This window comes from Ekhidna sp., from assembly GCF_964218185.1.
Lineage (GTDB): Bacteria > Bacteroidota > Bacteroidia > Cytophagales > Cyclobacteriaceae > Ekhidna.
Window position 1 is genome coordinate 255,374 of record NZ_CAXPLV010000001.1, and the last position, 15,211, is coordinate 270,584.

16 protein-coding genes are annotated in these 15,211 nt (G+C 42.9%); 15 read left to right on the forward strand and 1 reads right to left on the reverse strand.

The window, feature by feature from the left end; all coding sequences use genetic code 11:
* The first annotated feature begins 336 nt into the window (after positions 1–336).
* The 15 genes from ACEQZT_RS01225 (at position 337) to ACEQZT_RS01295 (ending at position 14,495) form a co-directional block, all read left to right on the forward strand.
* Positions 337–1,665, forward strand: coding sequence for a hypothetical protein (locus ACEQZT_RS01225; RefSeq protein ID WP_370086429.1), 1,329 nt, complete (start codon positions 337–339; stop codon positions 1,663–1,665).
* 467 nt (positions 1,666–2,132) lie between these two features.
* The gene (locus ACEQZT_RS01230; protein WP_370086430.1) at positions 2,133–2,708 is read left to right on the forward strand and encodes a hypothetical protein; all 576 of its coding nucleotides are present in this window, start codon (positions 2,133–2,135) and stop codon (positions 2,706–2,708) included.
* 39 nt (positions 2,709–2,747) lie between these two features.
* Entirely contained in the window at positions 2,748–3,593 is an 846-nt protein-coding gene (locus ACEQZT_RS01235) for a helix-turn-helix domain-containing protein (protein ID WP_370086432.1), read from the forward strand.
* Positions 3,594–3,625: 32 nt separating this feature from the next.
* Positions 3,626–4,294: a hemerythrin domain-containing protein gene (locus ACEQZT_RS01240; protein WP_370086434.1), complete on the forward strand. Its 669-nt coding sequence runs from the start codon at positions 3,626–3,628 to the stop codon at positions 4,292–4,294.
* Positions 4,295–4,356: 62 nt separating this feature from the next.
* Positions 4,357–5,952 (forward strand): ribosomal protection-like ABC-F family protein, encoded by a 1,596-nt coding sequence (gene abc-f, locus ACEQZT_RS01245; RefSeq protein ID WP_370086435.1) that lies wholly within the window; start codon positions 4,357–4,359, stop codon positions 5,950–5,952.
* Between the two features lie 128 nt (positions 5,953–6,080).
* Entirely contained in the window at positions 6,081–7,241 is a 1,161-nt protein-coding gene (locus ACEQZT_RS01250) for a sensor histidine kinase (protein ID WP_370086437.1), read from the forward strand.
* Positions 7,238–7,942 (forward strand): LytR/AlgR family response regulator transcription factor, encoded by a 705-nt coding sequence (locus tag ACEQZT_RS01255; protein ID WP_370086438.1) that lies wholly within the window; start codon positions 7,238–7,240, stop codon positions 7,940–7,942. The genes ACEQZT_RS01250 and ACEQZT_RS01255 overlap by 4 nt, the downstream gene beginning before the upstream one ends.
* A gap of 83 nt (positions 7,943–8,025) precedes the next feature.
* Complete coding sequence (locus tag ACEQZT_RS01260) at positions 8,026–9,132, forward strand: histidinol-phosphate transaminase (protein WP_370086440.1); 1,107 nt, start codon at positions 8,026–8,028, stop codon at positions 9,130–9,132.
* On the forward strand, positions 9,129–9,545 hold the full coding sequence (locus ACEQZT_RS01265) for a nuclear transport factor 2 family protein (RefSeq protein WP_370086442.1): 417 nt from the start codon (positions 9,129–9,131) through the stop codon (positions 9,543–9,545). The genes ACEQZT_RS01260 and ACEQZT_RS01265 overlap by 4 nt, the downstream gene beginning before the upstream one ends.
* Positions 9,542–10,507 (forward strand): cyclase family protein, encoded by a 966-nt coding sequence (locus tag ACEQZT_RS01270; protein WP_370086444.1) that lies wholly within the window; start codon positions 9,542–9,544, stop codon positions 10,505–10,507. The genes ACEQZT_RS01265 and ACEQZT_RS01270 overlap by 4 nt, the downstream gene beginning before the upstream one ends.
* Positions 10,508–10,631: 124 nt before the next feature.
* Positions 10,632–11,447: an ion transporter gene (locus ACEQZT_RS01275; RefSeq protein ID WP_370086446.1), complete on the forward strand. Its 816-nt coding sequence runs from the start codon at positions 10,632–10,634 to the stop codon at positions 11,445–11,447.
* Positions 11,448–11,528: 81 nt separating this feature from the next.
* Positions 11,529–12,371 (forward strand): alpha/beta fold hydrolase, encoded by an 843-nt coding sequence (locus tag ACEQZT_RS01280; protein WP_370086448.1) that lies wholly within the window; start codon positions 11,529–11,531, stop codon positions 12,369–12,371.
* Positions 12,361–12,846 (forward strand): RNA polymerase sigma factor, encoded by a 486-nt coding sequence (locus tag ACEQZT_RS01285; RefSeq protein WP_370086450.1) that lies wholly within the window; start codon positions 12,361–12,363, stop codon positions 12,844–12,846. Before ACEQZT_RS01280 ends, ACEQZT_RS01285 begins: the two co-directional genes overlap by 11 nt.
* A complete protein-coding gene (locus tag ACEQZT_RS01290) occupies positions 12,839–13,435 on the forward strand; it encodes a hypothetical protein (RefSeq protein ID WP_370086452.1) in 597 nt (198 codons plus the stop codon). The genes ACEQZT_RS01285 and ACEQZT_RS01290 overlap by 8 nt, the downstream gene beginning before the upstream one ends.
* 100 nt (positions 13,436–13,535) lie before the next feature.
* Entirely contained in the window at positions 13,536–14,495 is a 960-nt protein-coding gene (locus ACEQZT_RS01295) for a cytochrome c (protein WP_370086454.1), read from the forward strand.
* Between the two features lie 57 nt (positions 14,496–14,552).
* On the opposite strand, the gene ACEQZT_RS01300 is transcribed toward ACEQZT_RS01295, so the two are convergent.
* Complete coding sequence (locus tag ACEQZT_RS01300) at positions 14,553–15,203, reverse strand: tetratricopeptide repeat protein (RefSeq protein ID WP_370086456.1); 651 nt, start codon at positions 15,201–15,203, stop codon at positions 14,553–14,555.
* Positions 15,204–15,211 lie beyond the last annotated feature (8 nt).

Below are 15,211 nucleotides of genomic sequence, written 5' to 3' on the forward strand. Positions count from 1 at the left end.
CCACACGTGGTTTTGACCAAAAGGACACGTAGTTTTTGCCGCAACCACACGTGGTTTCTGAAACAAGGAAGAAAACCCCTCACATATGCTTGAATAAGGGTTTTAAACTCTTGACTAGAAGTAACCGCTTACTTTAGTCAAAGTGACCTGTTACTTTAGGCAAAGCGACCTGTTACTTTAAGCAAAGTGTCAAGTCAATTTGTGTGAACCATACGGTTGGGTTTTCAAGTCGATCAGGTCATGCCTATTTCAGGAATAAATCAGAGAGGTATGCAAAACCGTTTTTTGTATATTTGGAGTGCGTGTTACATTAATGTTGGCGATAACTAAAGGAACATGAAAAAAATATTTCCCCTCGTTTTAACAGTACTAATCTTTGCTTGTGAGAACAAAAACTCGAAGGGTACCAGTGAATCTCAAAAAACGATTTCCAGATACGCTTACTACGAGCAGGTGTTTAATCAAATAGACAGCTTACTCAAACTTGATAATTCTCAATTTTGGGGTCATGAACTATACGGACCAATACTCTTTGTTAATCCTGATACAAGAGAAGTAATTGCCAATCAAAATAATTCGACTGGAAGCTTTACGAAGATTGGAAATGTTTTTAAGGGTACATTACCGAGCGAAGTAAATATTGCAAACACTGCAACGAATTGGGAAGGAGAAAGATGGACAATGGTTATGACTCCACTACCAGAAGATGTCAATATTCGAAATAATCTAATTATTCATGAATTGTTTCACAGAATTCAATCTTCCATTGGATTTGATAGCCTTTTTGAAAAAAACAATAACCACTTGGATACTTATACAGGACGTATACTGTTAAAATTGGAGTTAGAAGCTTTGAAAAATGCGCTCGACGAAGAGAATTCCAATTCATCCAATATTCATATAGAAAACGCCCTTGCCTTTCGTCGTGCAAGGCAATCTGAAAGTGATTTACAAATCGCAGAAAACAGTTTAGAAATTAATGAAGGTTTGGCTGAATATACTGGAGTAATGTTAAGCGGAAGAAGTGAAGTGGAGATGAAAGCGCATTTCAAGGAAAGTATAAACCTCTTTTACGAGAACAAAACATTTGTTCGCTCCTTTGCCTATGAAACAATTCCAATATATGGATTTATGTTATCTCAAGTTAAGCCAAATTGGCAAAAAGAGATTGATAAAAAAACCATTCTCACAAGATACATTTCGGATGGCCTGTCCATTCAATCTCAGGAGATAAAAGATTACGTTGCGATTGCGACTGCCAATGATTATAGTTATTCAAGAATATTAGAGGAAGAGAAAGAAAGAGAAAAGCAGAGGCTAGCGCAACTATCAGCTTATAGAAAAACATTCATTGAAAATCCCACGCTATCGCTCCAATTCAGGAACATGAATATCTCCTTCGACCCAAGGGACATCACTCCACTTGAAGATTACGGAACGGTTTATTTAATCATGCGAGTAACGGATGATTGGGGGATTCTATCTGTACAGAAGGGCGCTTTACTGAGTCCAACTTGGAGCGGAGTAACGGTCAGTGAACCTACCAATTTTGAAACACAAAGGGTCGAAGGTGAAGGGTGGACACTTGAACTAAATGAGGGATGGATAGTTGAAAAATCAGCGAATTCCTACCTACTAAAAAAAGCAATCGCCAACAAACACTAAAATGAATATGCGAACTGAGCTCTCTGACATGACAATGCTAACCGGAGACTGTGGCGCTTCTAGCAACTGGGTCGCATACTCATTTTAGTTGAGCGTTAACCTCACCCCTCCCCTCGTCCTCGTTTGCAACGAGGATGACTAAACAACAACCTCTCACATCATAGCAAGAAGTGCTTACATCACAGCAATAAACACTTACATCACAGCAATAAGTGCTTACACCATCGCAAAGCGCATTTACATTATCGCAAGAGGCACTTACGTTGAAGCAAAGACCACTTACATCAAAGCAAAAGACTCTTACATGAGAACAATAAGCCCATGCAGCATCGCAAGAACCACTCACAATAAAACAATGAGTGTTTGCATCAAAGCAATGGCTCACTCCCTTATCCTCGCAAGGGGGAACAAGATCCATTTTGCAATCATCCTCTAACTTCGCACCTCATCCATAACCTTCACCCCCCTTGCAAAGAATCACCTCCTCTCAGGCACCCAAAGTCATCCACATCCTTACGCAATCCTTCCGGACCAACCCCAGTGCCTTGTGGGTGATCAGGCAGGACAATAAGGTGCAGGACCGGCTAAGAGCGCTCATTGAGTACGCAGTAAAAACAGGATTGGAAAACGATGGAGTGTTCCTCTCGGATGATGAAAGTGCTGCTGCCATTTGCTTTCAGGAGCCTGCAAGAACCTCACTATCCTCCTACTGGAATCAGCTTCAGCTTATAAGGAAGGCCATCGGTTTTGCACGTGTCCCCCAAGTACTGAAGCGGGAAGCCTACCTGAAGAAACATCGCCCTGCTCCTCCCTACCTCAACTTTTGGTTTCTGGGAGTAGATCCCGACAGGAAAGGGTCAGGCGGAGTTCATGACCTCAAGCAAGGCATATTCAGACTGTCTGAGGAAAAGAACCTGCCCATCCTCTTGGAAACGTCCGTGGAGCGAAACATGCGGGTATATGAGCGTTTCGGCTTTCACGTTTATCACACCTGGAAACCGTCCACAGACTATACGCTTTGGTTCATGACTCGTAACCAATAGCAAGATCGGACAACTTTCAGCCATTTACGTATACTAGTTTTGGCCGAAATATCAATTGAAGCGTTGGTAAAGGAATTGCTATCGTACATCAACCATCACCTGGATGGTGACATTTCGCTGGAGCGACTTTCAAAGCTCTCCGGCTACTCACCTTTTTACCTTCACCGAAAGTTTAAAAGTGAGATTGGTCACTCATTACGCGACTTCATCATCCATCAGCGAATCGAAACTGCCGCTTACCTGCTTACCCTCACCACAGTTCCCATCAGCCAGATCAAGCATTTGGTTGGATATGAAACTGCCAGCTCATTCAACAAGGCATTCAAAAAAGTGATGGGTGTCTCACCTAAAGCCTTCCGCACCAGCAACAATTATCTGGAGGCGGTACATCATGTACCAAAAAGTGAATACCTGTCACTTAATTATGAACTGATCCAGCTTCCATCACGTAATGCCATCGTATTCCCGAGCGTGGGAAACTACTTCCATCGGAAAATCTATCAGGTGTGGGGAGATGTGAAACAATACCTGGATGTGAACGATCTGCGGGAGGATCAATTTGACTACCTCGCCATCCTCCACTCCTGCCAAAACATTACGCCTGACCTGCCAGGCAGGTATGATGCGGTGATCGTCCCCAAACCCGGGACAAAGCTGGAAGCCAATCGCTTCTTTCAAACACAGGTGCCTGGTGGCAAATTCATCAAGTATCGCTTTTGTGCAAGCGCTGAAGACTTTCAGAGACTGTCGCTGGTCATTGGAAAACATATGGAAAGTCAGGGGATCGTCCATGGTCAGGGGATTTCTTACCTGGCATTCCATACCCTGCCTGATCCGGACCATCCGGATAACCTACTGACAGACTGGTACATGCCAGTTGAGTAGCTAATCAGAAACACTTTAATACTTTAAAACATATGAAACAACAAGTGGATTTATTTACGCCCATTCATAAGGCCATCCGGGCGATGCTTTATCAGCTGGGCAGTGAGCTGCAGTGTGCGAACATGACCAACAAGGAGGAATGCAGGCTCATGGTAGATAAGCTGGAGCACAGCCTGGAGCTGCTGGAAGAGCATGCTCGCCATGAAGACGAAATCATCTTCCCGGCTATTGAAAAGGCGCTTCCCGGGATCACCGAAGAATCGACTGAAGAGCATGAAACCTATGCAAAAAAGGTGGAGCAACTACGAAGTTTGCTGGCTGGCCTGAAGATTGCCATTCGAAAGGATGAAATTCCTGTAGGAACAGTGGCAAACCTGCGATTCAAATTTGCGAATTTCATCGCTTACTACCTGCTACACATGAATCACGAGGAAGAAACACTACTTCAGGCATCCATTCAGCACCTTTCAGCAGAGGAACTACTAAATGTACGTCTGAGAGTGCAACTGGACACGGACCCTGAAAGATATACCGAGTGGCTACAGTGGATGCTTCCTGCCATGGATCTTAGCGAGCTCGTGCCCCTGTATCGTCAGGTCAGGCTAAACGCTACACCGGAGGTCGTTCAAAAATTTGATACAATCGGCAATGAGTACATCCCAGAGCACAGATGGAACTCACTGCATGAAATGATGAATTAATCATGGTTCGCGTGGAGTCCGGCTGTAATGGTCGGGCTCTTTGTTTTTAACTTTATCCCGATTTGATACACCTGCAAAACATATCGTATTCTCATCCAAACAAAGACCCTCTGTTCGACTGCATAAGTCTGAATATTAACAAGGGTGATAAGGTTGGTTTGATTGGCCGAAATGGTGTAGGCAAATCCACATTTTTGAAGCTCATAACAAAAGAACTTCAACCTATCTCAGGTTCAATAGAGATTAGCAGCACGCCCTATTACATCCCGCAGTTGGTTGGTCAGTACGACCATCTCACAGTTGCACAATCTCTAAACGTCTCGGAAAAAATCGCTGCTTTGCATCGAATACTTGCCGGAAGTGGAACCACAGATGATATGATGACGCTGGATGACGACTGGTCGGTGGAGGAGCGCTGCATGGATGCTTTGCATAAATGGGGGCTTAAAAACCTGAAGCTCACACAAAAACTCGAAGGACTTAGTGGCGGTCAAAAAACACGGGTTTTCCTCTCAGGCATCTCCATACACCAACCTCAACTGGTCATAATGGATGAGCCGGGTAATCATCTGGATCTGACCGGGAAAAGACAACTCCATACCTGGATTGATCAAACATCACGTACCCTGCTTGTGGTGAGTCACGATCGTTCGCTACTCAACCGCATGAGTACCATATGTGAATTGCACAAACATGCTCTGGTGATGTATGGGGGTAATTATCAGCATTATCTCAAGCAAAAAGAGCTGGAGCAGGAAGCACTATCTCATGATATTCACGCCAAAGAAAAGGAGCTTCGAAATGTTATTGTCAAACAAAGGCAAACCATGGAACGACAGCAAAGGCAAGAGTCCAGAGGAAAGAAACAGCAGGTAAAAGCCGGTGTGCCGAAAGTGATGAGAAATAAGATGAAGAATGATTCCGAAAACACATCATCACGGTTAAAAGCAACACACGTACTGAAAACGGGAAGCGTCCGTAGCGAGCTGAGCGAGCTGCGGCTAAAGCGCCCTGACCCATCCAAAATAAAAGTTGGATTTAGCCGATCTGCTTTGCATGAAGGAAAGCAACTGGTCAGCGTCCAGGAAATCAACTATAGCTATAATTCCACTCCCATATGGAAGAATCCTCTGAGTTTTGAAATCAGAAATGGAGACAGACTGGCTATCCTGGGTGACAATGGTTCCGGAAAGTCTACGTTGATCAAACTGATTTTAGGATATCTAAAACCAGATCGTGGTGAAGTGCGCCGAGCAAATTTTACTGCGATGTACCTGGATCAGGATTATTCGCTAATCCAAAATGGGGTATCCATTTATGACCAGGCAGAATCATACAATAACAACTCGCTCCCTGAGCATGAAGTAAAAACCATCTTGAATCGCTTCTTATTCAAATCAGATGACTGGAAAAAAATGGGTGGAAGTCTTAGCGGAGGTGAGCGAATGAGGCTTTCACTAGCGTGTCTATCGCTATCCAGCAAAACTCCGGACATCATCGCTCTGGATGAACCCACCAATAACCTTGACATTGAAAACGTATCCATCCTGACCAATGCGATCAATGAATACCAAGGTACAGTGCTGGTGATATCCCACGACCAAACCTTTCTGGATCAGGTTGGAATCAAAAGTTCGATGGAACTTCCTAGTAAATAGTGGAATGAGCTTTTACGCAATCACAGTTAAAACTCCGGAAGAGATCATTTTGAACAAATGATAAGCCGAATCGTAAGAAACACATTCATCAGATTTCTATCTATCTTCATTGGTTTGAATCAAACACCATGGCTTTTGAAATACATGAGTTATCGCTAGTCTTAAGCACCCTGTTTTTCTCTGCAGCTGTATTCAATCTTGCATTGTATTTTGGCTACCATAAAAAGCAGGACTACCTATTCTTTTCATTCTTTTGTGCTTTCCACATTTTTAAAGTCTGGCTCAAAACTTTCCCTCAGGATCAGTTATTGATTCCTTCACTCGGGCTGCAAGCCATAGACCTCATTTACTTCTCCGTTAGTTTGGGTCTCCTGTCACTCAACATCTTTCTCCTCCATCATTTTGACCTGAGCAGGAAAAAACTCCTTATAACTGCCCTGAGCGTGTTTTCTCTCATTGCACCTTTCATCATTCCGGAGGATGTCTTCATTTTCCTTTATGTATCGATAGCCATCATTCAGAGCATTTTGGGATTAAAGAAACAGCGATACAATTGGATGATATTGCTGGGGCTGCTGTTTCTGTTTGTATCCACCATACTGGGAACAACCGGAACGGTCCCATTTGGTTACTTCATTGGAGTAATTGTTATGATCATACTCATGACCATATCCTCTGGCATTCAATTATCTCAGCAAACCAACATGCTCAACCGAGCCAAACTTCAATCTGCGAAGCTCGAAAATCAGTTACTCAAGAAAAGCATCCAACCACATTTCATTCTCAATTCACTCACCTCGCTGCAAGAGCTGATTGAGCAAGACCCCAAAAAAGCTTCTCATTTTGTACAAAATTTATCTCGTGTCTTCACGGTATTTTCCAAAGTAAACGAACGAAAACTAATACCTATCAGCGATGAACTTGAGCTGGCCGGTTCTTTTCTGGATATCATGGCCGTACGAATGAATAAGAAATTTGAATTGATGGCGGACACGATCGATGGTAGTGAGGAAATACCACCTGGCGTTTTGCTTACACTTATCGAAAATGGAGTGACTCATGGCTTCAGTCGGCTTAATACAGGTCAGTTTCAGATATCAAAAAGTACAACAGACTCCACGATCACATTTTCCATTGAAAACGATGGGGATGCTCCATCCTCAATAGAAGAAGGGGTAGGCATTCAGTACATCCGATCGAGGCTGAGTGAAGCATTTGGTGACAACTATTCGCTACAGTTTCAGCCATTGGAGCAGGGGTTCAAATCTCAAATTATTCTAAACAGATGATCAGGATACTGGTAGTAGAAGATGAAGCGCTTGTTGCTCAGCGATTGATCCGATTTATTCGCGAAGGAGATGATCATCCCAAGGAAATATATCATATCCAGTCTTTGGATGCTGCCGAATCTTACCTTTCCAATCATACAGTCGATTTATTGTTTCTTGACCTAAATCTTCATGGCAAGCAAGGCTTTAATTTGCTTAAAAGCTTCGTTGATAAGAACTTTCATACCATCATTGTCTCCGCATATACTGATAAAGCAATCGAGGCTTTTGAATATGGCGTATTGGATTACATCTGCAAACCCTTTACGAAGGAGCGCATCCGCAAGGCATTAGCAAGATTCTCGAGCAATGGCACTACTGGCTCAGGTAGTACCACTCACCTCGCCGTACGAATAAAGAACGAGTTGAAGTTTATTCCGCTTAGTGAAGTGAGCTATTTGCAGGCAGCAAGCATCTATTCAGAGTTGGTACTAATGAATGGGACGAAATACGTGTATGACAAACCTCTCAACAGCCTCATGCAAATACTACCAGAACATTACAAAAGGGTTCATCGATCCTATGCAGTAGATGTTGCGCGAATTGAATCCATTGTGAAAGTCAAACACAACACCTATGAGGTGCAATTGACCAACGGACATGCCCTCCCAATAAGTAGGTCGATCAGGCATGAATTGCAGGACTTGCTGCAGATGAGATAACAATTCAGAAACTCATAGAACCATTCAGAAGGAGAGCTTAACTCCTCCTCTTTTTTCTTCGATTATGGGATAAAATAGTCATCATGGATTCTACAATTTCCAGAAGAAAATGGATGGGTCAAATGACCTTGTTGATCGCTTCACCCGCAATAGCGTCTAATCTTCTTCACAGCACTACATCTTCTGTCAAGCCAGATTTGATCAAACTGAGTGGGAATGAAAATCCATACGGACCATCACCCAAAGCTTTGGTAGCCATTCGAGAAATGGCTACCATGGGAAACCGATATCCCTTTGGTGAGGCGGAGTTGTTGCACAATCAGCTTGCAAGTCAAATGAGTGTAAGCTCAGACCAATTACTACTTGGTTCTGGTAGTTCACAGCTCCTCCAGCTTTTGGCTCATTGGATTGTACTGATGAAATATCCTGTTACCTACGCCTCCCCTACGTTTGACATCTTACCTAGCCAGGTAAGGCAGCTCGGAGGCCAGGTCAATGAAATCAAAATGAATGATGACTTTCAATATGATCTGAACCAGATCGGTGAGAAAGCCAAGGGAAATCCAGGCATTATCTACCTGGTCAACCCCAATAACCCGACAGGAATAAAGACTTCAGCTCAGGAACTTAAAAATTTCTGCAAGCAAGAATCTAAACATTCGTATATCATCGTCGATGAAGCATACATTGAATATATCGGATTGGAGGAGTCTCTAGTTGACATGATTCATAACAATGAGAAAATCATCATTGTGCGTACTTTTTCCAAAATATACGGATTGGCAGGGTTGCGCATTGGCTATCTGATGGCTCACGCAAATACAATTAACAAGCTGAAGCCCCTTCGCATCTGGAACAACGATAGCTTAAGTATAGCCGGCATTGCTGCAGCGAAAGCGTCACTTGAAGATGACGTATTTGTCAGAGAATCCCTTAATAAGAATCAAACAATCCGTGCTACAACCATCGAGTCTTTGAGATATCTTGGCATTCATCCTTATAAATCCCATACAAACTTTATTTTCTTCAAGATCCCCGGAAACAAAGATTTGGGGTCTCTGCTTAAAAAACACAATATGCTTGTTGGGCAGAAGAAAGTTAATGACCGCAACTATGCCCGAGTGACCATTGGCACAAAGGAAGAAATGAACATATTTATTAAACACATAACCAACATCTACAAATCATGAAAAAACTCTTTACAGGAATTATGATACTACTCACTCTTACTGCAATAGCTCAGTCGGCAAAGGAAGATTATGAAGCAATAGCAGAGACAGTCAATTACTACCTAATTGGTGGCACCAACAATGACTTTGAGACCTTATCAAAAGCATTTCATTCGGAGGCTAACATGACATACCTTAACGCGGATGGATACCAGCAGGTCAATGCACTTGAATTCTTTAAGAAAGGAATGAAGCCCGGGCCAGCGCAGAACCGCAAAACACGTATTGTGTCTATCGATGCAACTGGCCATGCGGCACAAGCCAAACTGGAAATTGAATACGATACCTTCTATTTCCATGACTACATGCAGCTACTTAAAATTGATGGAGAGTGGAAGATTATAAGTAAGACCTTTTACAAGCAAAACAAATGACTAAGCTGAAACACCTTTCACTCCTACTATGCGTCTTCCTACTTGGCTGCTCGCAAGAGGCAAAAGAATCAGGAAGTATTAACTATGCTGCAATTAGCAGTGATGAAGCAATTGAAAGTATTCTTCCTGAGATCACCAATTGGAATCGATGGGGGACGGATGATGAAATCGGGACGCTTAACTTTATTACTCCTGAAAAAGTGACTGAAGCATCGCTTCTCATCAAAAAGGGCATAACCGTTTCCTTGGCACGCCAAACCTCGATTAACCTGACGAATGGTGTAAGAGAGGGAAGGTACGAAATGCAAAAGGGGGCTTATGGGAGTCGTGATTTTGTTGGGGCAGTATGGCATGGATTTGCTGTTACTCATCTGGACGGTCTAAGCCACGTATTTGCTGATACCAGCAGGATGTACAACGGATATCCGGTAAGCAACATAACAAAAGAGGGTGCGCGAAAACTTGGCATAGATAAACTAGCTTCCAGTGGTATAATCGGGCGTGGCATCCTCATTGACGCAGCTGAGTATCTCGATGGTGGAGTCACTTTGGGTCAGGCCCTTACACCCGAAGATCTGAATCTTATTCTGGATCGCCAACAGGTGAAAATCAAAAGCGGTGATATCTTATTTGTAAGAACTGGTTTAGGAATGAAAAACACCCGTGATAAACGAGCAGGCCTGCATCCGAGCTGTGTCGTTTGGATGTATGAAAACGAAGTGTCTTTGCTGGGAAGCGATGGAGATAATGATGCCCATCCTATCCCATTCAAGAGGTGGTCATCACCTTTCCACACAATTGGGATACCTTACCTTGGGCTACCACTTATTGACAATGCTGATCTCGAGAGGCTAAGCGAAATATGCAAACAAGAGCAGAGATACGAGTTTTTTGTAAGCATCAACCCATGGAGAATAGAAGGAACAACAAGCTCTCCAATAAACCCAATAGCTGTTTTCTAAAGCTATCTTACCTAGAATAGAATAATCTCCACTCATATAAATACCGAATCAGCTACTCACTTTGTAGGGATAATTCACTCTTTCAAAGCTATCTTACCTCTACATTCACCCTGCCGCCACACACATGATACGTTTTGTAGAGCATGTATTGAAAAATTTTCTGGAGTCACCCCGCTTCCAGAACTTCATTACCTTCATCATTATTGTCAATTCCGCCCTTATTGGGCTGGAAACCTACCCGGAGATTGTACAGGACTATGAGCCCATCATCGACACCTTTGACATGGTGATACTGGTGTGCTTCACTATTGAAATAGCATTGAAAATCTTTATTTATCGGAGGAAGTTTTTCACCAATGGATGGGACGTCTTTGACTTTTTTGTGATTGGCATTTCCATACTTCCGGCAGCAGGTTCTTTCTCCATTTTCAGAGCTCTGAGAATTATTCGGACGCTTCGCTTACTCAAAAGCTTACCTAAACTTCGACTTATTATTGAGTCATTATTACACTCTCTCCCCAGCATCGGGTGGATTGTGGTATTGCTCACAATCGTCTACTACATCTATGCAGTAGTGGGATACAACCTTTTCGCAAATCTCTATCCGGAGTATTTTGGCTCGCTTCATAAAGCATTTTTCACACTCTTCCAGATCATGACCCTGGAAAGCTGGTCGTCAGCCATTGCGCGCCCCATCATGGATGGAGTACCCTATTCAGCGGTATACTTCGTTACATTCATCCTCATTGCTACTTACACCACCCTTAATGTCTTCATAGCTATTGTGGTAAACACCATGAACCAGCTGGCACTGAAAGGGATGCAAGAAGAGGAAGAACATATGAAACAGTTTATGGCTGCTCAGCACAAAGTACTCCATCAAAAACTGGATAAAATGCAGCAGGAAATAGCAACGCTGAAGAAAGAGAAGAGCAAATAGCCACAACAAAAAAATAATTTTTCATCGGTCTGTAACAATCCCTAATTCTTTGGATCAAAGGGGAAACTAAAACGAACAGACATGAAAAAAATACTAATCTTATTCAGCGCTATTTTCTTTTCTCAAATTGCAATCAGTCAAGCACCTATTCAGGTTGAAAAAAGTGGTGAAGGAAATCCGATCATCTTACTGCCAGGATTTACTACTCCCGGATCGGTTTGGGACGAGACCATCGAAAACCTAAGCAGTACCTACGAAACACATGTAGTTTCCTATGCCGGCTTCAACGGACTTGAACCCATCGGCACACCTTGGTACACACCAATCAAAGAAAGCTTAATCGACTACATTAAAACCGAGAACCTCACCAACCTCACCATCATCGGTCATAGCATGGGTGGTAATCTGGCTGTAGACCTGGCTGAAGCCTTTGACACCAACCTTAGCGGGTTGATATTGGTAGACGCACTGCCATGCATGCGCGAGCTCATGATGCCCGGCGTACCTGCCTCTTCACTGCAATACGACAGTCCTTACAACAATCAGATGATTGAAATGCAGGATGATGCATTTAAAAACACAGCATTGATGATGGCCAGAAACATGACCAACCAGGAGGATAAAGTAGAAATGATTGCCGGATGGTCGATTGCGGCAGATCGCAAGACGTATGTTTATGGATACACTGACCTACTTAAGCTGGACCTTAGACCTTCACTAGAAAACATTCAAACGCAAACTTTGATATTGGGAGCAACCTTCCCTACCCGTGAGATGTCTCAGCAGACATTTGAAAAGCAATATGCCAACCTGAAAAATAAGACGATCGAACTTGCAGATAATAGCAAACACTTTATCATGTTTGATCAGCCGGAATGGCTATACTCACAGATCAATAATTACTTAGCTAAAAATGCCCAATAACAGCGATCTTTTTGAAACCCTACATACTGATTACTACGGAATGGTCAATCAGATGTGCCTGGGTTTTATGAAGGGAAACAAAGATTTAGCACAAGACCTGACTCAGGAAGCATTCATTAATACCTGGAGAGCACTCGATAAATTCAAGGGTGCCTCCAGCTATAAGACCTGGATCTACCGAATCACTGTCAACACTTGTTTGAAATACATTCGAGACAGCAAAACGAAAGATCAATCCTCTATTGAGGAACACATGCACCTACCTGATGATTCTGATAACACAGATCAAGAACATCAGGAACTTTATCGGGCCATTGGTCAACTGGGTGAAGTGGACAGACTGATTATTATGATGGTGCTGGATGAGCTGGACTACAATGAAATTGCTGAGGTGGTCGGAATCAGCGAAGGGAACCTTCGGGTAAAAATCCACCGCATCAAAAAGAACCTTAAAAAAATATTAGAAAATGAGTGATTTAATTGACGACCTGAAAAATAAGTGGGACAGTGCCAAGACTAACAAGTCTGATCGCACATCCACAACCGAATTAATTGATTTATCAAAAAAGAAAATGCGTGATGCTGTAAAAATGCACATTGGCAACATTGCTATTCTTACGATTACCCTGATCGGAATATCAGCATTCTTCATGTATGTGGCACCCCTTCAGGAGACGCTCAGCCATATCGGTATTGCGCTTATGCTGGGAGGATTATTCATACGAATTATGATTGAGTGTTTCAGTATTTATCGATCTTCCAAAGTGGATTTCAGCGAAACAGCCGTAGCAACTAGTAAAAAAACAATGAGTTTCTATTCGTATCGCAAACGAATTCATGGGCCTGTAACCATTGGAATACTGATCGCCTACACGGTTGGGTTTTATGTGCTTACGCCAGAGTTCACAAACTATCTCACCACCACTCAGGTAGTGCTTATGGATGCTAGTTACCTCTTAGCTGCTGCCATTTTTGGTTTTTCCATCCGCAAAGCAATCAAGGATGAAATGAGAATACTAAATGAGTTGAAGGACTTGCAAGAAGATATTGGTAAAGACGAGTGATCAATTTGAAATGAAAATTTGCTAAATTTCATTGGTCACATCTAGCCGCCTATAAATGTTTCATCCCGGTAATGGTGCGACATAAAAAACCTAACACCCAATGAAAAAACTATTGAAAATTCTCGGATTGGGGTTACTTACCATCGTAGTAATCCTGATCATCACACTTGTAGTTATCAATGCCAAAGGCATACCATCTTACGAAGTAGAAGTCATCTCTTTTGAGCATCAGAGCAGTCCTGAAATTATTGCGCGTGGAAAAAAACTAAGTACCATGCTATGCGCCAACTGCCACATGGATATGTCTACGCGTAAACTTACAGGTAAGCGCATGAAGGATGCACCTGCTGAGTTTGGAGAAATCTTTTCTGCCAATATCACCCAGGACAAAACCTATGGGATTGGTGAATGGACAGATGGTGAGATCGTTTACCTGCTTAGAACCGGTATTAAAAGGGACGGCCAATATGCTCCGCCTTATATGGCCAAATTGCCACACATGGCTGATGAAGATATCAACGCTATCATCGCATTTTTGAGGTCGGATGATCGTATGGTTCAGGCTGAGAAGAAGGCTGATATCTCACCAAAGCCCTCATTACTAACCAAGTTACTTTGTCGTGTAGCGTTTAAGCCCTTTCCTATGCCATCGGAGGCTATTCCTCTACCCGACACTGCTAACACATTGGAGCTGGGTAAATATCTAGCCCACAATCTTGATTGCTTTTCCTGTCACTCAGCAGATTTCAAATCCAACAATTATATGGAACCGGAGAAAAGCGTTGGGTATTTTGCAGGAGGAAATGTGCCCTTGGATCTGGAAGGAAGAGTGAAGCCAACACCTAACCTAACACCGGATGAAGAAACAGGAATTGGAAGCTGGACCAAAGATGAGTTTATCAGAGCAGTGAGGTTTGGGCAGAAGGAAGGTGAATCGGCTCTCTCCTATCCGATGATTCCTTATACACAGCTGACCGAATATGAAGTTGGCGCCATCTATGATTACTTAATGACCATACCTCCTATATCAAATAAGGTGGAGCGGATGGTTTATGATTAACTAACAATTAGGGTGTCTCAAAGGCCTTGAAAAGTTATCCCTTTGAGACACCTTTTATTACTCTCCCTCTTTATTACAAATCATTGCAATGGTCTTCTCGTTGGTTTCCTTTCCCCACTGTGGAGCGATCGGACTCTCGGGCTGCTCATTTTCAAAAAGCTCCTTTGCTCGATTTAGTGATTCACACGCACCACCATCTCCATTACCCATGAATTGTGCCGTGCCGTATTGCATCCTTCCAAGTAGATAGTGTGCACGTGGATTCTCAGAATTCTGCTGTACAGCTGTCTGAAATGAGTTGAAAGCCATGCCCGAATACTTCATGCCTCGTGTAGCAGGATCTACAACCAGTCGCATCATATGGACATAACCTCGTAAGGCGGTAAGCTCGGAATCATTGGGATTAATCTGATCCCCTTTGTCCACTGCTTCAAGCGCCAGATCCAGATATTTATCTTTATCTGTACCGGACTCATACATGTCGCTCATTCGGATATAGCCAAATGCTACATAATAATAAGGCTCCCACCGATCGGCCTCCGCCTCACCGATTCTATTAAGTTGATTGATTGCGGACTGCAAAGCATCAGGAGTTTCCGCCTTAAATATTTCCGGTATGGTCTTGCCCATCGCCTTTTCAAACTGGCCGTTGGCAAGTGATATGGTTGCCACCAGAAGACCTAATAAGATGAATAGATTCTTTCTCATAATTGATA